The sequence below is a fragment of the Hydrogenophaga sp. PAMC20947 genome (assembly GCF_004795855.1).
GTDB lineage: Bacteria > Pseudomonadota > Gammaproteobacteria > Burkholderiales > Burkholderiaceae_C > Hydrogenophaga.
Genome location: NZ_CP039252.1, coordinates 146,828 through 169,356, shown reverse-complemented (window position 1 = coordinate 169,356; position 22,529 = coordinate 146,828). Strand labels below are relative to the sequence as shown.

The following is a 22,529-nucleotide window of genomic DNA, read 5'->3' as shown; positions in this document are numbered from 1 at the left end:
TGTAGGTTTGCCGAGGGCAGGAAACGGCGGACGATCAGTGCAGATGGTCAAGGGGCGCGCCTTCGTCGGCGCCATCAATGCGCAGACCTTTGGGCAACGGAAATTTCACCGTCTCCACCAGACCGTCCATCTTGCGCACCGAGATCGCACCCATGGCTTTGAGCCGGTCGATCACTTGTTGCACCAGAATTTCGGGCGCAGAAGCCCCGGCGGTCAACCCGACGCGGGGCCGGTTCTCAAACCACTCGGCCTGCAATTCATCGGCACTGTCCACCATGTGGCTCGGGGTGCCCAGCTTGATGGCCACTTCACGCAAGCGGTTGCTGTTGGAGCTGGTCGGGCTGCCGACCACAATCACGATATCCACCTGAGGGCTCAGCAGCTTGACCGCGTCCTGGCGGTTTTGCGTGGCGTAACAGATGTCTTGCTGCTTGGGTTCACGTACTTTGGGGAAGCGCGCCTTGACCGCCGCCAGAATGGCCGCGGTGTCGTCCACAGAGAGGGTGGTCTGGGTGACCACAGCGAGCTTATCGGCCTGGGCCGGTGACACACGCCCCACATCGGCAAGGTCTTCAACCAGGTGGATGCCGCTGTCGAGCTGGCCCATGGTGCCTTCGACCTCCGGATGGCCCTTGTGGCCGATCATGAGGAACTCATAGCCTTCACGGTGGAGCTTGGCCACCTCCACATGCACTTTGGTCACGAGGGGACAGGTGGCATCAAAAATCTGAAACCCCCGGGCCTTGGCCTCGTCTTGCACCGCCCGGCTGACGCCATGGGCCGAAAACACCAGCGTGGCGCCGGGGGGAACGTCGGACAGATCCTCAATGAAGATCGCGCCTTTTTCCTTGAGATCGTTCACCACATAGGTGTTGTGCACGATTTCATGCCGCACATAGATTGGCCGGCCATATTTGGCCAGCGCACGTTCGACGATCTCGATGGCCCGGTCAACGCCGGCACAAAACCCGCGCGGCTCGGCCAGCAGCACTTCCTGGGACAGGTCTTGAACATTGGCCATCAGAGCACCCCGATCAATTGCACTTCAAAGATCACCGGCTGGCCCGCCAGCGGGTGGTTGAAGTCGAACAGGACGGCTCCGTCTTCACGCACTTCGATTGCAGCACCCGCGTAGCTTCCCAGCCCATCGGGCGTGGGGAATTGCACCACGTCACCTTCCTGGTATTGCTCATGGGGGTCTCCCAGCTCGTTCAACAGTTTGCGCGCCACCCATTGCACCATCTCGGGCTGCCGGTCGCCAAAACCTTCCCCGGGTTCGAGCTCGATCACTGTGCGGGTGCCCTCTTCCAGGCCTATGAGGCGCTGCTCGATCGCGGGGGACAACTCGCCAGCACCCAGGCTGAGCGTGGCGGGTGGGCCGTCAAAGGTGTTGATGATCACCTGGCCTTGCAGCCCGGACATCCGGTAGTGCAGCGTGAGGAAAGAACCTTCTTGGACTTGGGGCATAGGACGAACTCGAGGGTGAAAAAGGGGGCTTGCCGTGTGGCCATTCCACCACCTGGGTAATGGATCACAAGCACCGGGCAAAGGCCTATTGTAAAAACCTGGGGCAACCAGGGAGAAAACAGATGAATGGCCTTGCCAGTACCGGGCTGAAGAGCCTGCCACACGACGCGCGCCCGCGAGAAAAGCTGCTCGCCCGTGGTCCCGCGGCGTTGGGGGATGCCGAGCTGCTGGCCATCTTGCTGCGCACAGGGATCGCCGGCAAGGGCGTGTTGCACATGGCACAGGAGCTGCTGGACACCTTCGGTGGCATTGGGGGCCTGCTGCACACCAGCGCCGACGGCCTCAAGGTCATCAAAGGCCTTGGACCAGCCAAGCGTGCCGAAGTGGTCGCCGTGTTGGAATTGTCCCGCCGCGCCCTGGCGCAAGTGCTGCAAGAGAAAACGCTGTTCGACAGCCCCAGGGCGGTGCGCGAGTATCTGCAGCTGCAGCTGGGTGCCCGCACCCATGAAGTCTTCGCCGTGCTGTTCCTGGACAGCCAGAACCGCTTGCTCGCGATGGAAGAACTGTTTCGCGGCACCCTCAGCCAGACCAGTGTCTACCCGCGAGAAGTGGTGTTGCGCGCCTTGCACCACCACGCCGCTGCTGTTGTGCTCGCCCACAACCACCCCAGCGGTACAGCCCAACCCTCGAGAGCCGACGAAGCGCTCACACAGTCGCTCAAAGCGGCGCTGTCGCTGGTGGACGTGCGCGTGCTCGACCATTTCATCGTCACACGGGATCAAGCCGCCTCGATGGCGGAAATGGGCCTGGTCTGACAGAGCAACGCTGGCTGCGCGACAATGCGTCGCATGGAAACCGTGCGCGCCTTCGCTGACCTCTTGCCGCTGCGCAAAGCGCTCGCCGATCGCGCAGCCGCCGTGGCCGCGGCTCTGGAGGCGGCTCGCCTGCAAGCCATCCGGGAAGACCATGAGCGCCGCCTGTTTGAGCTTGCGGTGGGGCCTGTGCAGCCGCTCATCGTCGCGCAACGGGTCAAACACGCCACCACACCGGTCGAACCCGAGCCCCTGCAACGGATGGCCGATGAACAGTCCGTCATGCGCGAAGCGTTGTCTGACGATTTTGATGTAGAGACCCTGCTCCACACGGATGAGTTGCTCAGCTACCGCACGCCGGGCCTGGGCTTTGACGTGGTGCGCAAGCTGCGCGAAGGCCGCTGGAGCATCCAGCGCCACATCGACTTGCATGGGCTGCGCACGGATGAGGCCCGAGAAGCGCTGGGGCGCTTTATCCGGGAAACCCACGCCCAAGGGCTGCGGTGCATTCGGGTGGTGCATGGCAAAGGCTTGGGCTCTCCCGGGCGCACCCCCGTGCTCAAAGGCCGCGTGCTGCGCTGGCTGGTGCAAAAACAAGAAGTGCTGGCGTTTGTGCAGGCGCGGCCGGCCGAGGGCGGGGCCGGCGCCTTGGTGGTTTTGTTGCGCCCCAGCCAGCGCTGAATCGCCGACAGCAACACGTCACCATCCGGACAAAACGGTAACACGGTTACCTGGTTACACATCGGGAATCACGCTTCCCCGCAAGCGACACGGCATCCGAGACAGCTTGCAGGGCATCACCTAGGACTGCCCATGACCTATTCAACGCCGTGATCGCCAACTTGAAGCCGCTTTCAAAGCCCACGAGCAGGCAGGCATCCTCGTCACGCCCCAAACATCATTCTGAAGAATGTTTCTTATTCATGAAATAAAGTAACGTAAATCTAGGGTTTACCCTAATATAGGCACATGGCGCTGGACAACATCACCAGCGCTCAAGGTCCCGTCCAACACACAAGGGTTGGCGGGCGTGTATTGCAGGAGTAAACCATGTTGAAGTTTTTGAAATCGCTGTTCCAGACACCCCATTTCCCTGAGGGTGCTCGCGTCAACCTGCTGGACGAAGCCGATCGCACGGTGTCTGCGACCGCAGACCGTGTGGATGGGCGGGTTTTGACACAGACCCGCCAAGGCGTCCTGGTGGAATGGCCCCGCGGCGGCCTGCGCTGGGTCAGCCCTGAAGCGCTGTGCCAGCAAGCCTGAACAAACCAGCCCACAAGCCTTTTGCCCTGAACGCAGATCGAGCGTTCCGGGACAGCGAACACCACCGCTGAGGAGCCCTAAGCCCCAGGGGCGTTCCGCATCCAGTCCGCCGTCCCGAAAAAGCTCTCTTTGAGCCGAGCGCGCAAGTCAGCGGGCACCTCTGTTTCGCCCATGGCCTGGTCCATGCACGCCACCCATTGGTCGCGCTCCTGGATGCCAATTTTGAATGGCATGTGGCGCATGCGCAGGCGGGGGTGGCCGAAGCGCTCTTCGTAGAGCGCAGGGCCGCCCAGCCAACCGCACAAAAACCAGAATAACTTCTGCCGCGCATCGTCCAGCGTTGTGCCGTGTACGGTGCGCAGCTCGGCATATGCGGGCTCGATGTCCATCAGGTCGTAAAAACGATCAACCAAGGCCTGGACCTTTGGTTCGCCACCCATCCATTCAAAAGGTGTCGCGGGTTGCGCAGGAATTTCAGCAGAAGTCATGGTCAGTCAACGAGGGGAAGTTAAAACCCGGGGCACTGTGGAACCGGCTTTTCCGGGCCTCCAGTGGCGCCCCCTTGGGGGGCTGAGGGCTGCGGCGCCAGGTCTGCCTGCGCAGACTTGGATTGCCCGAAGAGGCCGTGTCTCTGACACCGCCGCGGCCTGCAAGGCACGGCGAAGTCTGCGCGGGGGATCAAACGCTCGCTCGGCGCAACGTCTCGACCACTGGGGTGCGCAAAATGCTGCGCAGCCCCCACCAGCCCGCAGCCAGCGCCAAAGCGCCCCCGGCAGCGCTGCCCAGAAGCGGCACCCACAAAGAAGGCTGCCAGGCGAACTGGAAAACGTATTTTGCCAAAGCCCAGCCCACGGCCATGGCCACCACCGAGGCCAGGAAGCCCGCCAAAACGCCCACGCCGGCCAATTCGATGCGCTGCACATTGCGCAGCAATTTCGATCCTGCGCCCACCGCCCGCAACACGGCAAACTCCCGCTCGCGTTCGCCGCGGGTGGCGGTGATGGTGGCCAGCAAGACAATCAGGCCGGCGGCCAGTGCAAAGGCAAAAAGGAACTCCACTGCGCGAATCACCTGCCCCAGGACGCGCTGCACCTGTGCGATGGTCTGGCTCATGTCCACATTGGTGATGTTGGGAAACTGGCGCACCAGCTGGTTGTCGAACTGGGCATTGCCTTGCGGCGCCTGGAATGCGCTGATGTAAGTTGCGGGCACATCGGGCATTTGCGCGAGCGGGAACAACACAAAGAAGTTCACCCGCATGGAGCCCCAGTCGACCTTGCGCAAATTGGTGATGCGCCCGTCAACTCGCTGACCCGCGATGTCAAAGCCCAGCCGGTCGCCCAGCTTCAAACCCAGCTCTTCGGCCAGCCCCTCCTCCACACTCACCGCGTCGGGTTCGTCACCCACCCATTGGCCCTGCACGATCTGGTTGTGCTCAGGACGCTGCGCGGTGTGCGAGAGGTTGAACTCGCGGTCCACCAGTCGTTTGGCGCGGTCGGACTCGTAGTCCTCAGAGGTGATACCTTTGCCGTTCACCGCGACCAGCCGACCCCGGATCATGGGAAACCAGTCGAAATTTTTCACACCGCCATCGCGCAAGGCTTTTTGAAAGTCGTCGCCCTGATCGGGCTGCACATTGATCACAAAACGGTTGGGTGCATCGGGCGGCGTGGCATTGCGCCAGCTGGCGACGAGATCGGTGCGCAGCAACACGAGCAACACCAGCGCCAGCAAACCCACGGCCAGTGAGCTGATTTGCACCACGGCGTACGCAGGGCGCGCTGAGAGCTGGCGCGTGGCCAGGACCAGGGCTCGGGGCGCGGTGGTTTCGTTCACGCTCTTGCGCAACAGCTTGACAGCCCCCAGGCTGGCCAATGCAAAAATCGCCACGGCCGCCGCAAAACCGCCCACGGCGATCAAGCCCAGCGTCAAATCACGGCTGGCCGCGAGCAGCAGCGCTCCAAAACCCGCCACGCCCAAACCCAGCACAGCCAGCGTGGCCGGTTTCAACTCGCCCACATCGCGCCGGATCACGCGCAGTGGCGGAACCTGCGCCAATTGCAAAACCGGAGGCAGGCCAAAAGCGAGCATCAGCGTGAGCCCCATGCCCAGGCCCAGCAGCACTGGCCAGATGGTGGCCGCAGGCAAGGCGGACTCCACCAACCCCGCCAACAACAGCACAAAGACGTAGTGCAAGCCAAAACCCAGCGCCACGCCCAACGCGCTCGCGCCCAGACCCACCAGCACAAATTCCAGTGTGTAAGCCCGCGTCATGGTGGCCTGCGACAGGCCCAGCACGCGCAGCATCGCGCAATCGTCCAGGTGCCGTTGTGCAAAGCCGCGCGCCGCAATGGCCACAGCCACGGCCGACAGCAAGGCGGCCAGCAAGGCCACCAGATTCAGGAATTTTTCAGCGCGTTCCAGCGTTTGTTGCATCGCGGGCTGCCCGCCATCCAGCGATTCCAGCCGCATGCCACGCACGCCGGGCTTTTCCACCTCGGCCTTGGCCCAGTCAACGTAGCGCTTGACGGCAGCCACGTTGTCCCCAGCCACCGCCAGGCGGTAGTTCAGGCGGCTGGCGGGCTGCACCAGTGCGGTGGCCGCCAGATCGGCCTGGTTGATCATCACGCGGGGAGCGAAGCTCATGAAGCCCGCACCCCGATCGGGCTCCACCACGATGATGCGGGAGACCGTGAGCTGGGTGTCGCCCAGCATCAGGGGCTGGCCGATCTTCAGATCCAGCGACACCAGCAAGGCTGCGTCGACCCAGGCGGACCCGGGCGCAGGGATGTCGCGCGTGGGGACGTCCACCGCACCGGGCCCTTCACTGACCCGCAGGCTGCCGCGCAGCGGATAACCCGTGTCAACCACTTTCAGCGCCACCAGCTTGGCCGCCCCGCCGAGGGCATCGGGCGCCCGGCCCATGGTCGGAAAACTGAGGGTTTGCGTGCTCTTCAAGCCTTCTTGACGGGCCCGCTGGATGAAGGCTTCGGGCGTGGCGTTGTCGCTGCTGAGCACCGCATCGCCCCCGATCAAGGACTTGGCGTCGCGCGCCAGGCCACCCTGCAGGCGATCCGCAAAAAACCCCACGGAAGTGAGCGCTGCCACCGCCAACGTGACCGCCAGCAACAGCAAGCGCAACTCGCCAGCCCGCCAGTCACGCGTCAATGAACGCCAGCCAATGTGCCAGAAAGAAGGGGCTTGTGAAGTCATGGGGTTAACGATAGCGCATGTGCATTGGGCCTGTGGATGCAGGCCCAATATGGGAGCAAGTTCACACACAGAGGTTCAACAGCCGCTCAGTGACCCAGAGTACGCCGACCGGTGTGAGGTGGGGGGCTTGGCTCAGGATGCCGCGGAACCGGCTTTGCCGGGCCGCCAGCATCGCCCCCTGGGGGGTGACGCGCCGCAGGCGCGGCGCAGGGGGAGCTTCTACTTCGTGCCAAAGATGCGGTCTCCCGCGTCGCCCAGGCCCGGCACGATGTAGCCGTGTTCGTTGAGGCCACGGTCCACCGCAGGGGTGTAGACCGGTACATCCGGGTGAGCGTCGTGGAAGGTTTTCAGACCCTCGGGGCAGGTGACCAGGCAAACAAAACGGATCGAGCGCGGATTCGTCTGCTTCAGCCGGTCCACGGCGAGCACGGCCGAATTGCCGGTGGCCAGCATCGGATCCAGCACGATCACGTCGCGCTCGTCCATCTCGCTCGGCATCTTGAAATAGTACTCAACGGCCTTCAGTGTCTTGGGGTCGCGGTACAGGCCCACATGGCCCACTCTAGCGCCGGGAATGACCTGCAGCATGCCGTCCAGGAATCCGTTGCCTGCACGCAGGATGGAAGCCAGTACCACCTTCTTGCCATCGATGACGCGCGACTTCATTTTTTCCAGCGGGGTCTCGATTTCGATTTCCTGCATGGGCATATCGCGGGTGATCTCATAGGCCAGCAAGGCGCTGACTTCGTGCACCAGCTCGCGGAAGCTCTTGGTGCTGGTGTCTTTGCGGCGCATCAACGTGAGTTTGTGCTGCACCAGGGGATGGTCGATGATGTGGACTTCGCGGGGCATGGACGGGCGTGCTTTCAAGGAGGAATCAAGGTTCGGAAAGCTTGCGAGCCGCCCCAGGCGGCACAGCATCAGCTTCCAGCATGCCCCGAGTTTAGGCGGTCCCCACAGTGCCTGCACGCCCACACCCTCAAGCGATCACGCCACCCTGGGTGCGGCTGCACGCTCCCCGCTGCGTCCGCTGGAAGCTTGCCCGGCAGCATCAATACGTTTCGAGATGCAGCCGCCCCTCGTTTTTGAGCGAAGTGCTCAGGGTGTTCCAGCTCAGGCCTGCCTTGATGGCCACGTCGCGCAAAGCCAGCAGCACCCCCTCCTCCATGCTTTTCAGACCACACACGTAAATGCAGGTATTGCGGTCTTGCAGCAGCACGGCGAGATCGGCCGCGCGCTCGCGCATGGCATCTTGCACATAGCGTTTGGGGGCGCCCGGCGTGCGGCTGAACGCCAGGTGGATATCGATGAAGTCTTTGGGCAGGTTCTGCAGCGGACCAAAATACGGCAACTCTTCCTGCGTGCGCGCACCAAAGAACAGCAGCAGCTTTCCTGATTCAAACTTGCCCGAAGCACGCTGGCGGCGGCGCCATTCGGTCATGGCGCGCATGGGCGCACTGCCCGTTCCGGTGCAAATCATGACGATGTTGGACCGCGGGTGGTTGGGCATCAGGAAACTGGTGCCATAAGGCCCCATCACCTCCACCTTGTCGCCCACTTTCAGGTCGCACATGAAATTGCTCGCCACGCCGCGCACGGCTTGCCCTTGGTGGTCCTCCAGCACCCGCTTGATGGTGAGCGACAGGTTGTTGTAGCCGGGCCGTTCCCCATTGCGCGGGCTGGCAATGCTGTACTGCCGGGCGACATGGGGCCTGCCATTGGTGTCCAGCCCGGGCGGGACGACGCCAATGCTCTGACCTTCCAGCACGGGGAACGGCAATGAGCCAAAGTCGAGCACGATGTGGTGGGTGTCGTATTGGTGGCCCACCTCGGTCACGCGCACATTGCCGGTCACCGTGGCGGCAATGGTTTTTTGCTGGGCTTTGGGCCCGTACAGGTTGGTGTAGGGGTGGGCGGCACTCCAGGGGGGAACGGTTGCGCCCAAAGCCGCGGCCTGGAAGACCGCATCATCCGAGGCAGTGGCCACCATCGGAGCCGCCATGGTCACAGGCTTGGTCTCGGTCTCGACATCGGTGCCTTCAACCGCCAGGTCAGCACCCACCATGGCCGCGAGTTCAGCCGCTGGGATTTCCGCAGGCAACTCGTCCCACCCCAGTTGCGCTTCGAGCGAATACGCCTGGACCTTGATGGTCTTGCGGTAGTTGTCGATGGAGCCGGTGGGGCAAGGGGAGATGCAGTCGTTGCACCAGTTGCATTTGTCCACATCCACCACATAGTTCCGAGAATCGTGCGTGATCGCACCCACCGGACAAATCGATTCGCAGGTGTTGCAGCGGATGCAGATTTCGGGGTCGATCAGATGCTGCTTGATCACAGCGGCTTCCACAGGGGCGTTCATCTCGGGTCTCCGGTGCTACTTTGAGAAGGTTCTATTGTCTGGTTTGTGGTGACTTCGTGGTGCCACTTGGGCCGGCTCCTCCCTGACGCCATTGCGCCAGTCACCCCAACCCATGCTCCCAAGTGAGCGGAGCAACACAGAAGAACACCACACGCCCCCCCGGAGCGCGTGGCTGAACCCAGGATGCCGCGGGTCCGGGTTTCCCGGCCCGCAAGCATCGCCCCCTGGGGGGTGACGCGCCACAGGCGCGGCGCGGGGGGAGCCCAAATCAAGCGAAGCGCACGTACTCAAAATCCACCGGCTGGCGGTTGATGCCTATTACGGGCGGCGCGATCCAGTTGGCGAACTTCCCTGGTTCGACCACACGCCCCATGAGCGACCCCACATAGGCGCGGTCTGCATCGCTTGGGAGCCATTCGTCTTTGCGCTGACTCCATTCTTGTTCACTCAACACGCGTCCGTCGGGTGACACTTTGGAGCCCGACAGGGCGCCAATGCTGCGGTGGAAGGCCTTGTGTGGCACGCTCAGGCGGAAGTCAACACCGGCCTTTTCGATCAGGCGGTTCCAGCGCTCCACGCCGCCCACGCTGTCTTTGATGTAGTCGTCGCGCAGCACTTCGTTCAAAGCGTTGAGCATGGGCACCTCTTTTTCAACAAGCTTGCCGTCCACGATGTTGAGCACTTTGTACGAATCGCCTTTGAGCACATGGTCGTCGGCGCGTTTGCCCTCTTCGTAGCGGCCCTTGAGGCCTGTCGAATAAAAGGTGGCCGCGTTGCTCGATTCGTCGGCACCGAACAGGTCGATCGTGACGCTGAAATGGAAGTTGATGTAACGCTGGATAGTGGGCAAATCAATCACGCCCGCCGTGCGCAGCTTGCCCACGTCATCGGTCTTCAACTCGTTCATGGCCGCGCAGGTGCGGTTGATCACGCGGCCCACGCCACTTTCGCCCACAAACATGTGGTGGGCTTCTTCGGTGAGCATGAACTTGGTGGTGCGCGCCAGCGGATCGAAGCTGGATTCGGCCAAGGCGCAGAGCTGGAACTTGCCGTCGCGGTCAGTGAAATAGGTGAACATGAAAAAGCTCAACCAATCGGGTGTCTTCTCGTTGAAGGCCTGCAGGATGCGCGGGTTGTCGGCGTTGCCACTGTTGCGCTCCAGCAAAGCTTCGGCCTCTTCACGACCGTCTTTGCCAAAATATTTGTGCAGCAAATACACCATGGCCCACAGGTGGCGGCCTTCTTCCACGTTGACCTGGAACAGGTTGCGCAGGTCGTATTGACTGGGGGCGGTGAGGCCCAGGTGGCGTTGTTGTTCGACCGAAGCTGGCTCGGTGTCGCCCTGGGTGACGATGATGCGGCGCAGGTTGGCGCGGTGTTCGCCGGGGATGTCTTGCCAGGCGCTTTCGCCTTTGTGGTCACCAAAATGAATTTTCCGGTCTTGCTCCGCCGGATTCAGGAAGATGCCCCAGCGGTAGTCGGGCATCTTCACGTGGTCAAACTGTGCCCAGCCTTGCGGGTCAACACTGACAGCGGTGCGCAGATAGACATCAAAGTTCTGCGAACCCTCGGGGCCCATGTCCTGCCACCACTGCAGGTAATTGGGCTGCCAGTGTTCCAGCGCACGCTGCAAGGTGCGGTCTTCGCTCAGGTTGACGTTGTTGGGAATTTTGTCGCTGTAGTTGATGCTTGACATGGCGGGTCTCCTGCGGGTGGGTCAATGTTGGATGGGAGTGGCTTCCATCGGGGATGCGGTGGAACCGGCTTCGCCGGGCCACTCGCATCGCCCCCTGGGAGGGGTGAGGCGCGCAGCGCGGCGCGGGGGGCGCGTCAAACGCGGTTCATATCGAAAACGGCCTTCTCGCCCTTGCCGTAAACCTTGAGCGCGCCTTTTTCGCCGACCGCGTTGGGCCGCTGGAAAATCCAGTTCTGCCAAGCGGTTAGGCGACCGAAGATGCGTGTGGCCATGTTTTCTTTCTGCGCAAAGCGCAGGTTGGCCTCCAGACCGGTGAGGGCATCGGGCGACATGGCCGCGCGCTCTTCCAGCGCCATGCGGATCTCGTCATCCCAGTCGATGTCATCGGGCGCGGCGGTGACCAAGCCCAGATCGAATGCAGCATCCGCGTCCAGCACTCGACCCACCGCACCGCGAACGGCTTCCATCGGAGCCGCCTCTTCATAGAAGCGGCGCTGCAAGCGCGACTGGTTGTTCACCATCGGCAGCAAGCCCAGGTTGAACTCGCTCAACTGCAGCTTGGGCGCTTGCCCGGGGTCGTCAGGCAGGGCCAGCATGTAGGCTCGATCGGCGCAGAAGGCCAGTTCAGCCAACGAGCCCGCAAAACAGGAGCCTGGCTCGATCAAGGCAAACAGGCTGCGCGAAGAGACGTCCAGGCGCGCAAAGGTACGGCGCATCAGACCAATGGTTTCATTGACCAGCCAGTGGTCTTTGTTGGTGAGCATCAACGCATCGTTGACGAGCACGGCGGCCGCATCGCCTTCGGTCTTGAGCAGCCAGGTGCCCGCGTCGAGCTCGTTGGTGCGCATACAAAGGATGGCGTCATCCAGTTCACGCGCCATTTTCAAGGGATACCAGGCCGCACCAGCGGCTTCGATGCCTGCGATATCGGTGGGTTGCGTGCCTGAGGGCGCTTGAACGGTGATCGTGGCGTTGCGCTTGGCGCGGTCGATGGCGACATTGACGTACTGATAGGCGATGCCATCGGCGCTGTCGGTGCGCTCCAGGCGCGGCAGGACCACCCCTTTGCCATCCACCGGGCGCGTGCTCTTCTGGCCCAGCTGCAAGGCGCGCTCCTGCACGGTCGCAGCAAATTGCTGCGGTTTGACCACGGCATCCACCAGCCGCCAGTCCACCGCTTTTTTGCCACGCACGCCTTCGCTGGTGGTGCAAAAAATGTCGGCCAGATCGTGGCGCACATGGCGCTTGTCGGTCACGCGGGTGAGCCCCCCTGTGCCCGGCAACACGCCCAGCAAGGGCACCTCGGGCAGGCTCACGGCGCTGGACCGGTCGTCCACCAGCAGGATTTCGTCGCACGCCAGCGCCAGCTCGTAGCCACCGCCAGCACAGGCGCCGTTGAGCGCGGCCAGGAACTTCAAGCCCGAATGCTGGCTGCTGTCTTCGATGCCGTTTCGGGTTTCATTGGTGAACTTGCAGAAGTTCACCTTCCAGGCATGTGTAGACAGGCCCAGCATGAAGATGTTGGCGCCGGAGCAGAACACGCGGTCCTTCAGGCTGGTCACCACCACCGAGCGTGCACCGGGGTGTTCAAACCGGATGCGGTTGAGCGCGTCGTACAACTCGATATCAACCCCCAGATCGTAGCTGTTGAGCTTGAGCTTGTACCCGGGCCGAATACCGGCGTCTTCATCGATATCGACCGCCAGCGTGGCCACGGAGCCGTCAACGCTGAGCGTCCAGTGGTGGTACTGGCTGGGATCGGTACGGTAATCAACAGTGGTGAGGGTCATCAATGTCTCCTGTAGGGCCTGGGCGCTCGGGACACAGCCGGAGCAACCTGAATGCGCGCCGGCTACAGAACAGACCTCAGTCGTGCTCTCACCGAACGAACATGAATAATAATGCAGTTTTTGAATGCGTGTGCATTTTTATGCATCCACCTTCGAATGGATCAAGCTTTGGCGAACCAGGGTCTGCAGTCCTTCGATCGCCTGGGCTTCGATCAGACCACTCGTGTTGAAACTGAGATCGGCCTTGGCGTAAAACGCCGACCGACCCGTCAGAATGCGCTTGAGATCTTCCATCGCCTCCTGGCTGGCGGCCATGGGCCGCAAATCACCTTGCGCGGCCACGCGGGCCATGTGATCGGTCGGATCGGCCTGCAACCAGACGGTGCGGCAATGGCCCAGCAGGAGGTTGAAGTTGGCCGCATCCGACACCAGGCCGCCCGGCGTGGCGATCACCACCTCGGGGTACAACTGGATCGTCTCTTCCAGTGCCCGGCGCTCGTACCGCCGGTAGGCCGGTGTTCCGTACAGGGCGTGGATTTCATGGATGCTGCACCCGGCGAACTGCTCGATTTCCCGGCTGAGCTCAATGAAAGCAAAACCCAGGTCGTCTGCCAGGTGCCGGCCCAGCGTGGACTTGCCCGCGCCACGCAAACCCACCAGCGCGATGCGGGTGCGCCGGTCAACATCTCCGCCGGCGCTGGAGCTGGCCCCGTCGAACAGGCTGCCTAGGGCGGTGCGGGCTCGGCGCAGATCCGCATCGTTGCGGTGCTCCAGCAACTCACGGATCAGCAGCCACTCCGGCGACGACGTCGTGACATCACCCAGCAGCTCCGTGAGCGAGCAATGCAGGGCGCCCGCAACCTGCAGCAACACCAGGATGGAGGCATTGCCCGTGCCGTATTCCAGATTGGCGAGGTGGCGTTCGGAAACATCTGCCGCCTGGGCCACGGCTTTTCGGGTCATGCCCCGGCGCGACCGCAAGGTACGCACACGCTCGCCCAGCGCGACCAAAAACGGGTGGCGCACCGCTTCGTCGGGCGGCGTTGCTGGAGGCATGGCGGAAGCGCTGGTTTCCAAAATCACGGGGTCTTTCATGGGCACGGCTTGGCTGGGTGAAAACCCTAGGAGGGCTTGTCTTGCGCCAAAACATGCACTTTAATGCATCATTCGACAGGCGCAAGATAATGCATTTATAGCGCCAATGGCGGGAATCCAACAAGTCTCCCGCTCTTTTTATTCTGCGCCGACCCACCCATGGACCACACCCCCTTGTCTCCCGATCATTTCGCCGGTCACGGGCAGACCGCCACGGCGCCGCTGGTGGTCCTGGCGCCGTGCAGCGCGGTCTTGCGCTTCTGAGTCCCTACTCACCCTGGTCCGAGGAACAACCCCATGAACAAGTCTCCAGCCGCTCCACCTGAGCGTTTCAATTTTGCGCGCCACCTCATCGACCTCAACGCAGAGCGCTCTGGCAAGGTGGCTTTGATCGATGACCAAGGCACGCTCACCTATGGACAACTGGCCGAACAGGTGCAACGCATGGCCGCGGCGCTCAAGGCGCTGGGGTTGCGGCGCGAAGACCGGGTGCTCTTGCTCATGCACGATTGCAACGAATGGGTCGTGAGCTTTCTGGGGGCGCTGCATGCGGGTGTTGTGCCCGTGTGTGTCAACACCCTGCTCACCGCTCAGGACTACGGCTACATGCTGACCAACAGCCGCGCCCAGGCGGCCCTGGTCTCAGGCGCCCTGCTGCCCGTTTTGCAGGCGGCCATGGGCCACCAGGCCCACGAACTCCAGCACACCTTGGTCTCCCAGGCAAACGGGCCCCTGCCCCACGGCACCATTGAGATGGCCCCGTACCTTGCAATGCAGACCGCAGACACGGCGCCCGCAGACACCCATGGTGACGAACCCGCATTCTGGCTGTACTCCAGCGGTTCGACCGGTGCACCCAAAGGCACGGTGCACACCCAAGCCAGTCTCTACTGGACGGCTGAGCTGTATGGCAAAGGCGTTCTCGATCTGCGGGAGAACGACACCGTTTTCTCGGCCGCCAAACTGTTCTTCGCCTACGGGTTGGGCAACGCACTGTCCTTCCCCTTGAGCGTGGGCGCCACGGTGATCCTGATGGCCGAACGGCCAACACCCCCAGCGGTCTTCAAACGCCTGATCGGGCAGCGGCCCACTGTTTTTTACGGCGCACCCACCGGCTATGGCGGCATGCTGGCCAGTCCCGACTTGCCTCTGCGCGAGCAGGTAGCACTGCGCCTGTGCTCCTCGGCCGGCGAAGCTTTGCCGCGCGACATCGGCGAACGCTGGACCGCACAGTTTGGCTGCGAGATCATTGACGGCATTGGCAGCACCGAGATGCTGCACGTTTTCTTGTCCAACCGGCCGGGCGAAGTTCGCTACGGCACCACCGGGCAAGCCGTGCCCGGTTATGACGTGCAGTTGCGCGACGAAGACGGCAGCGTCATCACCGGGCCCAACCGGATCGGCGACCTCTACATTGCCGGGCCCAGCGCCGCCCTGCTGTACTGGAACAATCGAGCCAAAAGCCTCGATACCTTTCAGGGGATCTGGACCAAAAGCGGCGACAAATACACGCGCGATCCCGACGGCTACTACACCTACGCGGGCCGCAACGACGACATGCTCAAAGTTAGCGGCATCTACGTCAGCCCATTTGAAGTGGAATCAACCCTGATGCAACACCCGGCCGTGCTGGAAGTGGCCGTGATCGGCAAACTGGATAAAGAAGGCCTGACCAAATCCAAGGCGTATGTGGTGCTCAAAGCCGGCCAGAAAGCCACCGAGGGTGAACTGCAGACCTTTGTGAAGGAGAAGCTCGCGCCCTACAAGTACCCCCGATTCATCGAATTTGTGGCCGAGCTGCCGAAAACAGCAACCGGCAAAATTCAACGCTTCAAATTGCGCGAACGCGATAACCAGGCGAGCCCGAGGTAAACCGGGACAGGCCGGGTCAGGCTGGTTTCAAGACCATGCGCAATGCGGCCGTCAGCTGCACTTCCGTGAAGGGTTTGTCCAGCCGCACCGTCTGGCCCAGCGACTGAAACTCGGCCGCCACCGTCTCGTCCAGGCGCCCGCTGCACACGATGATCGGTATGTCAGGCAAGCCGCGCCGCAAGCTGCGGGCAAAGGCCAGCCCATCCATGAAAGGCATGTGCATGTCGGTGATCACCGCGCGCAAGCTGTGTTGGTGTTGCGTGGCTTTGACCAGCCCGTCCGCACCATCGGTCGCCAGGATAGGGGCCAGTTGGAGCCGGGTCAGAACCGCTCGCCCCATATCGCGGACCGCGGGCTCATCGTCCACAAAAAGAACCTGCTCCCCGGCACCAACGAAAGGCGCCTCCTGAATGGGTTCAACCGCCACCACCGCCGTCATCTCATGGGCGGGCAGGTAAAAGGAGAATTTCGATCCTTCACCCACTTTTGACTGGACCTGCAAAAATCCCTTGTGGCCCTTGACGATACCCACGACGGTCGACAAACCCAGACCAGTCCCCTTGTCCAGGCTCTTGGTGGAGAAAAACGGATCAAAGATGCGGTCAAGAATCTCAGGCGCGACGCCGGCTCCGCTGTCGATGATCTGCAGCCTCACATAGCGCCCTTCGCGGGCCTCTGGAGCGAGCCTGACGAAAGCGGCATCCACATGGAAGCAGTCGGCAGACAAGCCCAACGTCCCGCCCTGCGGCATCGCGTCGCGGGCATTGACACACAGGTTCAGCAGCACCTGATGCAACTGGGTAGAGTCGCCCAGCACACCGGGCAACAAGGGTTCGCAGTTCACCACCAGCTGGATATTTTTGGGGAAACTGCCCCGCATCAAGCTCTCGACTTCGTGAACCAGCTGGGCCGCATCAAGGACCACACGCTCACCATCGGCACCTTTGGCAAAAGCCAGCAGTTGCCGCACCATATCGGCACCGCGGCGCGCACTGGCCTGGATCATGCTCAAGACGTTCGCTTCGCCCGGGTAGTCTTCTTTCAGAACCTCCATGCCCATCAAGATGGGCGCAAGCGCATTGTTCAGGTCATGGGCCACCCCACCCGCCAGCGTACCCAGGCTTTCCAGCCGTTGCGAGCGCATCTGCTGCCGCTCACTCAGTTTCAACAGGGTGATGTCTTCATGAGACACCACCACCCGCACATCGCCCTGGCCCGGAAAACGGTCCACACGGCACACAAACCAACGCGGATCAACGCCACCCTCGACCACGTATTCGTGAAAAAATTCGTCGAGTTCGCCGGCGATCAACTGCCGAATGCCTGTCGCGATGGGCTTGCCCGCAGTGGTCCCGGTGTCGCACAGGCGGTCGCACAGCTCCAGGTAGTTTTGACCCTCTGCGGCGGGCTCGAACCCGGCTTGTCCCTGGCGAAACTCTGCCCATGTCCGGTTGGCTGCCAGGATCACGCCGTGGTGATCCAGGATCACCACGCGTGCACTCAGGGCATCCAGCGTCGCGCGGGCCATGCGTTCGCTTTCGATCACCGAGCGCGTCTGCAACTGCACCTGATGCTCAAGCTCGTCGTTGAACGTCGACAGGGCATCCTCATAACCCTTGCGCTCGGTGATGTCCATCCAGTAGCCAATGATTTCCTGGGGCTCCCCGGCCAGGTCGCGCACCAAACGCAACTGATCGTGCACCCACAGGTAATTGCCATCCTGCGTGCGCAGCCGGTATTCCTGCTGGTGCACGTCATCTGCCCAGAGTTTGGGCAACTGCTCAACCACGCGGCGCCGATCCTCCGGATGGATATGGCTCAACCAGAAACGGGTTTGCTGCAGGAACTTCTCAGGCTCATAGCCGGTGAGCCGTGTGAGGTTGGGGCTGACATAGGTCAGCGCGTGCGGAGCGGTCACCGAGCAGGTGTAAATCGTCACGGGGCTGGCCGCCACCAGAAAATGCAGCCTCGACTCGCTTTCCCGCAGGGCGCGTTCTACCCGCCGGCGTGCCAGCGCGCTGCCGATCACCTCGCTCAAGACCTTGAGCGCATCGACCTCAGGCGCCAGCCAATCGGGCCGCGAGTGAGCACATCCATAGCCCAGCAAACCAACCAGCTGTCCCTGAACAGTGAGAGGCACGGCAATCAACGCCCGCACCCCCATCTTCAGCAGGTAGGCGGCGTCGGCTGCCGCAGCTTGCCCCAGCGATTGCGCGTCCGGAATCAACAACGTGTTGAGACTCAGGAACTGACCGACCAGCCACGACGACTTCTGTTCCAGCCAATCTTTCGCAGAACCCTCGCTCGGGAATGCCTGGTTGAGCACCCCGATCTGCAATGCTTTCTGGCTCGGTGCATCCCACCCCATCAGCCGATTCACACGCCTGCCGTCACGGGAAAACAGAATCAGATACCCTCGGTCCGCGTTCAACTGCTCTGCGCTGGCTTGCAAGGCCTCCTGAATGGTGGGCATGAGCTCAGGCGCCTCAGCCGCCACCATGCTCGCAGCGGCTTCACCAATCACGCGCTGCAGATCACGTTGGCGTTTCAACGTCGCCTGCCCGTCCTTGATGTGCGTGATGTCGGTGTGGATGCTCACGAACTGGTAAGGCTTGCCCAGGGCATCCATAAACGGCGTGGCCGTGGAAGCCAACCAGATCAAACGGCCATCTTTGCGCCGTGAGCAGACTTCCCCCTGCCACACCCGGCCAGCCTGGATCTCTTGCCGCAGGTGTTCAAAAAAGGCTGGCGGATGCTCTCCCGATCTCAGCAGGCTCATGTGCTGCCCCAGGAGCTCGCCTCGCGGGTACCCACTCACTTCGCAAAACCGGTCGTTGGCATAGGTCAGAAAACCACCCACATCGGTGATGCACACGATCGCATGGTGATCCAGCGCCAAGTGCTCGCGTTCCCGCTCGTACAGCGCGGTCTGCAAACGGCGCTGAACGCTGAGGTTGTGCCGGGCGCGCCGGGCGCGCGCGTTCACCGCGGCCACCAGATGGGCGGGCTGCACCGGTTTGATCAGGAAGTCATCGCCCCCCAAGTCCAGCGCCAGCAACTGCTGGGTGAGATCGGTTTCACTGGACAGGAACAAGATGGCCAGATGCAACCAGTCTTCCATCTCCCGCAAAGCGGCCGCTACCTGGGGCCCGCTGGACTCGGGCATGTACACGTCCAGCAATACGACGTCGGGCTCAAATCGCTTGACCGCTTCAATCGTTTCTGTTGGCCGGGTCAACGCCAAAACCTCCATGCCGGCCTGTCGCAAGACAGCCGCATGAACCGCGAGCACCGCCTCGTCATCGTCCACCAGCAAAACGCGCCAGCGATCCGTTGCCACGCCCACCGCTCCGCCGGCCGGAGGCGTGTTTGCCGCCGCAGGGGTTTGAAACGCCTCTGGCTGCTCCAACACCAGGACATCATGGGGGGCGGAACACAGGTTTTGATGGGCCAGATGCAAAGCCGACCATTCGGTCTCAAGCGGCACATGCCTGCGCTCCAGCGCTGCGTGCAACCGGGATTCAAACTGCCTCGATGCGCCCGAAAAAACCTTCAGCCCAAAGGTGCCCGACGTGCCGGTCAGGCTGTGAACCGCCCGGTGCAGCGTCTCTGCCTGCACCTGAGACCAGGGACGGGTCGACAGCTCATCCCACATGCGCTGAACGTCATTCAGACGTCCAGGCAAACGGGCGAGGAACTGGGTCCGCAGCGCCCTGAGGGCCTCGGACACGTCGACGCCAGAACCCTGCGGCCCCGACGTATTAGCCATGGTGGTGCTCCCACAATGCGCGCACCTGATCGGCCAGCGTCATGGGATTAAAGGGTTTGGCGATCACGTCAACCGCGCCCATCGCTATGAACTCGGCGACTTCATTGGGTTGAACCTTGGCGGTCATGAAGGCGACCGGGACAGCGCGCAACTCAGGCAGCGCTCGCAGGGCCCGCAAGGTACCGGGGCCGTCCATGCCGGGCATCATCACGTCAAGCAGCACCATATCGGGCGCAAAAGCCACCGCTTCCCTCACGGCTTGCTCCCCCGACTCGCACACCTTGAGTTCAAAACCGCCAATGTGCTGAAGTGCGACCTGCGCCACCGCACGAATATCGGGCTCGTCTTCAACGTACAGCAAGCGCTTTAAAGTATTCATGGCATCAGTTCTCCCCATCTTGAGGTTTGTCGATCGGCTCCCATGGCCTCCAGCAAGGCCTGTGGTGAAACCTTGGACTTGTGCAACACAGTATCCACTTGTTCAACCAGATCTGGATCGACATAGGTGCCGGTGAGCACCACCACCCGGGCATTTGGCTGGTTGGCCCGGATATCGGGCAGCAAGGCCCACCCCGACGCATCGGGCAAGGCCAGATCCAGGATCACCACATCAAACTGCTGCAAGGCCACACGGGCCCGAGCCTCGCGCAAAGTGACCGCCAGTGCAAACTCAAACCCACGCCCCGCCATTTCTCGAACGGCCTCGTGCAGTTCGCGGTCGTCCTCCACATGCAGCACCCGCGTCAATGGCTTGGCGTCAGGATCAATGGACCGATCAATTGCCCGGATGAACGCGGCCTGATCGATGGGCTTGGCCAGCCACTCGATGCCCGGAAAATCACGACCCAGCTCGCGCCGGCCCTCATCCATCTTGGCTGCCACCACGACGATGGGCATCAAAGCCGTCCCCGGCTCGGCGCGCAGGGTCCGGATCACGTCCAGACCAGAGCCGTCGGGCAGGCGCAAATCCAGGCTGATCGCCGCATAGGGCTTGCGCCTGGCATAGGCCAGGGCTTCGGCACCGGAGACCACGATATCCACGCTGTAATTGGCCTCCCGCAGCATCATGGACAACAGGTCGGCCACATCGGTGTCGTCTTCCACCACCAACACCCGTGGCCTGTTGTCCAGCCCCGCCAGGGCGGGTATGGGCGCAGGGCGAGACAGGTAAGGATTCCAGAGCGGCAATTCAAAGTAGAAGCAGGCGCCCTGGCCGGTGTCAGAGTAAAAACCCACTTCACCGTCCATGCGCTCCACCAGCTCGCGCGTGATGGCCAGACCCAGACCCGTGCCACCTTTCTGGCGGGTGTCGGAAGCGTCGGCTTGCGAAAACTTCTGAAAGATGCGGGTCTGGAACTCAGCGGGCACACCCTCGCCCTTGTCGTGCACAGACACCCGAACCCGGCCCTGATGCATTCCCACCTCCACCGTCACAACGGCATTTGCCGGCGAGAATTTTGCCGCGTTGGACAACAGATTGGCCATCACCTGCTGCAGGCGCTGAGCGTCCACTTCCACACTCACCCCATTCAGCCTCCGGGCGAGCACATAGCGCACCCCATACTGGCCACCGTAAGCCTGGTTGTCCGCCAGCGACTGCTCCACCAGGGGCATGAGCTCCTGGCCGACCATGTCGAAATGCAATTTGCCCGCCAGCAGCTTCTCCATGTCGAGCAAGTCATTGATCAAAAATGTGAGGCGCTGGCTGTTCTTCTGGGCAATGTCCAGCATGCCCTGAATGGCGGGAGGCAATGCCCCAAGGGCGCCGCCCGACAACAGCCCGATCGATCCCGCAATGGCCGTCAAAGGGGTGCGCAGTTCATGGCTGACGGTGGACAAAAACTCCGATTTGACCCGGTTGGCCCGTTCGGCCTCCTCCATGGCCTGTGAAAGGTCTGCCGTGCGCTGTTCCACCCGCTGCTCCAAGGTCGCCCGCTCCTGGCGCAGCGCCTCGTCGCGGGCCTCAATTTCGGACAACATGCCGTTGAACCCATCCACCAGTGCACCCACCTCGTCATTGGCCACCTTGACCGCGCGGAGCGAGAAATCCTGTTCCCGTGAGACCTCATTGGACACCCGTGCCAGATCCAGAATGGGCACACTCAGGAAACGGTGCAACCGGGTTCCCAGCAAAACCGCCAGGGCACCCAGACTCACGGCAATCAATGTCATCTGCAGCAAACCCCGAACCAATTCGATCCAGATGGCCGACAGGCGAATCGACAAATCCACGCGTCCCAATGGCACCGACCCATCCACGATCTGGTGCGAGACCTTGATCTTTCCGCCGGAGAAAAGCCGGACCAGCGACTCCAGCGTGTCGTTGTCCTCGTCGTCCTGAAACGACACCTGTGCAAACACCTCACCCTTGGCATTGGTCAAGACGGCATCAGCCACCTCTTCTTTGCTTTGCAAGGCCTGCAGGGTGCGCAAGGCACTGTCCGGATCGTCAAAGGCCAGTGCGGCTCGAACGTTTTCACCCACCATGCCCGCCAGCGCGCTGACCTGTTCGCGCGCCTCGACAAAACGGCTGAAGGCGGTCCCCACGGTAAAGACCATGGCCACCACCAGCACCACAACGCCGGTGTTGAAGGCCAGCAGCCACCCCAGTTTTCGGGCAATGGACCAGTCGCGCCAGTTCTTCATCGCAGCACCCTCCCGGCCAGCTGCACCATTTGGCTGTTGAGCTGCAACCCGGCACGCTGGGCAGCGCCCAGGTTGACGTCAAAGCGCACGCGGTTGTCTTCCAGGCGCATGCCGATCATGCCGTTGACCTGCACAAAGCCCGGCACATCGGCGATGGTCAACACAGGCGCATTGCCCAACCCGCGGATCACGGTGTCGATCCGGTTGGTGTCGGCGCCAGAAAAGACCAGCACCTGACAGGTTTTCAGATCGGTGGCGGGCACCTGAACCTGCACTTCGATCGCACGCGCACCGACCGGCCGCCCGTTCAGCGCAGCCAGCTGTCCATCGAGGGGATTGGCATCAACGGCGCAAACCTGCAGCGGCGAACGATCGCCTTCTTTGGCATTGGGCCACTGCGTGAACTTGATGAAATTGAAAACAAAGCCCGCCTTGACCGCCGCTTCGCTCACGGCATCCGCCCGAGCCACGCCCGGGCCCGCGAGGCAGCCCAGCAAAGCCAGAAGCCCCACTGCAACCCCCCGAAGGGTGACGAGGTGCGCCATGT

Annotated in this window: 17 protein-coding genes; 4 read left to right on the top strand and 13 right to left on the bottom strand. The window is 62.3% G+C overall.

Annotated elements, in window-relative coordinates; translation table 11 throughout:
* Positions 1-34: 34 nt before the first annotated feature.
* Together ispH and E5678_RS00735 are read right to left on the bottom strand one after the other, a co-directional pair.
* Positions 35-1,021, bottom strand: coding sequence for a 4-hydroxy-3-methylbut-2-enyl diphosphate reductase (gene ispH / locus E5678_RS00740; RefSeq protein ID WP_136176762.1), 987 nt, complete (start codon positions 1,019-1,021; stop codon positions 35-37).
* Positions 1,021-1,467: an FKBP-type peptidyl-prolyl cis-trans isomerase gene (locus tag E5678_RS00735; RefSeq protein WP_136176761.1), complete on the bottom strand. Its 447-nt coding sequence runs from the start codon at positions 1,465-1,467 to the stop codon at positions 1,021-1,023. Before E5678_RS00735 ends, ispH begins: the two co-directional genes overlap by 1 nt.
* A gap of 122 nt (positions 1,468-1,589) precedes the next feature.
* Between E5678_RS00735 and radC the strand changes: the two genes are divergently transcribed.
* The 3 genes from radC to E5678_RS00720 all read left to right on the top strand — a co-directional run bounded on the left by radC (position 1,590) and on the right by E5678_RS00720 (position 3,542).
* Positions 1,590-2,282 carry a DNA repair protein RadC gene (gene radC, locus E5678_RS00730; protein WP_136176760.1) on the top strand — a complete coding sequence of 231 codons (693 nt, stop codon included), beginning with the start codon at positions 1,590-1,592 and terminating at the stop codon, positions 2,280-2,282.
* A 33-nt stretch (positions 2,283-2,315) separates the two neighbouring features.
* Positions 2,316-2,960 (top strand): Smr/MutS family protein, encoded by a 645-nt coding sequence (locus E5678_RS00725; protein WP_136176759.1) that lies wholly within the window; start codon positions 2,316-2,318, stop codon positions 2,958-2,960.
* Positions 2,961-3,329: 369 nt separating this feature from the next.
* On the top strand, positions 3,330-3,542 hold the full coding sequence (locus tag E5678_RS00720) for a hypothetical protein (protein ID WP_136176758.1): 213 nt from the start codon (positions 3,330-3,332) through the stop codon (positions 3,540-3,542).
* Positions 3,543-3,619: 77 nt separating this feature from the next.
* Here E5678_RS00720 and E5678_RS00715 read toward each other — a convergent pair whose 3' ends face one another.
* The 7 genes from E5678_RS00715 to E5678_RS00685 form a co-directional block, all read right to left on the bottom strand.
* Positions 3,620-4,030 carry a group II truncated hemoglobin gene (locus E5678_RS00715; protein ID WP_136176757.1) on the bottom strand — a complete coding sequence of 137 codons (411 nt, stop codon included), beginning with the start codon at positions 4,028-4,030 and terminating at the stop codon, positions 3,620-3,622.
* 190 nt (positions 4,031-4,220) lie between these two features.
* On the bottom strand, positions 4,221-6,755 hold the full coding sequence (locus tag E5678_RS00710) for an FtsX-like permease family protein (protein WP_136176756.1): 2,535 nt from the start codon (positions 6,753-6,755) through the stop codon (positions 4,221-4,223).
* 219 nt (positions 6,756-6,974) lie between these two features.
* Positions 6,975-7,607, bottom strand: coding sequence for a uracil phosphoribosyltransferase (gene upp / locus E5678_RS00705; protein ID WP_136176755.1), 633 nt, complete (start codon positions 7,605-7,607; stop codon positions 6,975-6,977).
* Positions 7,608-7,806: 199 nt separating this feature from the next.
* On the bottom strand, positions 7,807-9,114 hold the full coding sequence (gene boxA / locus E5678_RS00700) for a benzoyl-CoA 2,3-epoxidase subunit BoxA (RefSeq protein ID WP_136176754.1): 1,308 nt from the start codon (positions 9,112-9,114) through the stop codon (positions 7,807-7,809).
* A 268-nt stretch (positions 9,115-9,382) separates the two neighbouring features.
* Positions 9,383-10,810, bottom strand: coding sequence for a benzoyl-CoA 2,3-epoxidase subunit BoxB (boxB, locus tag E5678_RS00695; protein WP_136176753.1), 1,428 nt, complete (start codon positions 10,808-10,810; stop codon positions 9,383-9,385).
* Between the two features lie 134 nt (positions 10,811-10,944).
* Positions 10,945-12,600: a 2,3-epoxybenzoyl-CoA dihydrolase gene (boxC, locus tag E5678_RS00690; protein WP_136176752.1), complete on the bottom strand. Its 1,656-nt coding sequence runs from the start codon at positions 12,598-12,600 to the stop codon at positions 10,945-10,947.
* 138 nt (positions 12,601-12,738) lie between these two features.
* Positions 12,739-13,656, bottom strand: coding sequence for a helix-turn-helix transcriptional regulator (locus E5678_RS00685; protein ID WP_247596984.1), 918 nt, complete (start codon positions 13,654-13,656; stop codon positions 12,739-12,741).
* Between the two features lie 336 nt (positions 13,657-13,992).
* Here E5678_RS00685 and E5678_RS00680 point away from each other — a divergent pair, with 336 nt between their 5' ends.
* A complete protein-coding gene (locus E5678_RS00680) occupies positions 13,993-15,567 on the top strand; it encodes a benzoate-CoA ligase family protein (RefSeq protein ID WP_136176750.1) in 1,575 nt (524 codons plus the stop codon).
* A gap of 16 nt (positions 15,568-15,583) precedes the next feature.
* Here the strand turns inward: E5678_RS00680 and E5678_RS00675 are convergent, their stop codons facing one another.
* The 4 genes from E5678_RS00675 to E5678_RS00660 are packed head-to-tail and all read right to left on the bottom strand — an operon-like array spanning position 15,584 to position 22,527.
* Entirely contained in the window at positions 15,584-19,336 is a 3,753-nt protein-coding gene (locus E5678_RS00675) for a response regulator (RefSeq protein WP_136176749.1), read from the bottom strand.
* Entirely contained in the window at positions 19,329-19,715 is a 387-nt protein-coding gene (locus E5678_RS00670) for a response regulator (protein WP_136176748.1), read from the bottom strand. The genes E5678_RS00675 and E5678_RS00670 overlap by 8 nt, the downstream gene beginning before the upstream one ends.
* A complete protein-coding gene (locus E5678_RS00665) occupies positions 19,712-21,982 on the bottom strand; it encodes a response regulator (protein WP_136176747.1) in 2,271 nt (756 codons plus the stop codon). Before E5678_RS00665 ends, E5678_RS00670 begins: the two co-directional genes overlap by 4 nt.
* On the bottom strand, positions 21,979-22,527 hold the full coding sequence (locus tag E5678_RS00660) for a YfiR family protein (protein ID WP_136176746.1): 549 nt from the start codon (positions 22,525-22,527) through the stop codon (positions 21,979-21,981). The genes E5678_RS00665 and E5678_RS00660 overlap by 4 nt, the downstream gene beginning before the upstream one ends.
* Positions 22,528-22,529: the final 2 nt, after the last annotated feature.

What these genes read in the sequence shown, in the direction of transcription:
- E5678_RS00725 (WP_136176759.1), top strand. Translation starts at nt 2,316, where the DNA reads ATGGAAACCGTGCGCGCCTTCGCTGACCTCTTGCCGCTGCGCAAAGCG.
- E5678_RS00675 (WP_136176749.1), bottom strand. Translation starts at nt 19,336, where the DNA reads ATGGCTAATACGTCGGGGCCGCAGGGTTCTGGCGTCGACGTGTCCGAG.
- E5678_RS00715 (WP_136176757.1), bottom strand. Translation starts at nt 4,030, where the DNA reads ATGACTTCTGCTGAAATTCCTGCGCAACCCGCGACACCTTTTGAATGG.
- radC (WP_136176760.1), top strand. Translation starts at nt 1,590, where the DNA reads ATGAATGGCCTTGCCAGTACCGGGCTGAAGAGCCTGCCACACGACGCG.
- E5678_RS00685 (WP_247596984.1), bottom strand. Translation starts at nt 13,656, where the DNA reads ATGCCTCCAGCAACGCCGCCCGACGAAGCGGTGCGCCACCCGTTTTTG.
- boxA (WP_136176754.1), bottom strand. Translation starts at nt 9,114, where the DNA reads ATGAACGCCCCTGTGGAAGCCGCTGTGATCAAGCAGCATCTGATCGAC.
- E5678_RS00680 (WP_136176750.1), top strand. Translation starts at nt 13,993, where the DNA reads ATGAACAAGTCTCCAGCCGCTCCACCTGAGCGTTTCAATTTTGCGCGC.
- boxC (WP_136176752.1), bottom strand. Translation starts at nt 12,600, where the DNA reads ATGACCCTCACCACTGTTGATTACCGTACCGATCCCAGCCAGTACCAC.
- upp (WP_136176755.1), bottom strand. Translation starts at nt 7,607, where the DNA reads ATGCCCCGCGAAGTCCACATCATCGACCATCCCCTGGTGCAGCACAAA.
- E5678_RS00665 (WP_136176747.1), bottom strand. Translation starts at nt 21,982, where the DNA reads ATGAAGAACTGGCGCGACTGGTCCATTGCCCGAAAACTGGGGTGGCTG.
- E5678_RS00670 (WP_136176748.1), bottom strand. Translation starts at nt 19,715, where the DNA reads ATGAATACTTTAAAGCGCTTGCTGTACGTTGAAGACGAGCCCGATATT.
- E5678_RS00710 (WP_136176756.1), bottom strand. Translation starts at nt 6,755, where the DNA reads ATGACTTCACAAGCCCCTTCTTTCTGGCACATTGGCTGGCGTTCATTG.
- E5678_RS00660 (WP_136176746.1), bottom strand. Translation starts at nt 22,527, where the DNA reads ATGGCGCACCTCGTCACCCTTCGGGGGGTTGCAGTGGGGCTTCTGGCT.
- ispH (WP_136176762.1), bottom strand. Translation starts at nt 1,021, where the DNA reads ATGGCCAATGTTCAAGACCTGTCCCAGGAAGTGCTGCTGGCCGAGCCG.
- E5678_RS00735 (WP_136176761.1), bottom strand. Translation starts at nt 1,467, where the DNA reads ATGCCCCAAGTCCAAGAAGGTTCTTTCCTCACGCTGCACTACCGGATG.
- boxB (WP_136176753.1), bottom strand. Translation starts at nt 10,810, where the DNA reads ATGTCAAGCATCAACTACAGCGACAAAATTCCCAACAACGTCAACCTG.
- E5678_RS00720 (WP_136176758.1), top strand. Translation starts at nt 3,330, where the DNA reads ATGTTGAAGTTTTTGAAATCGCTGTTCCAGACACCCCATTTCCCTGAG.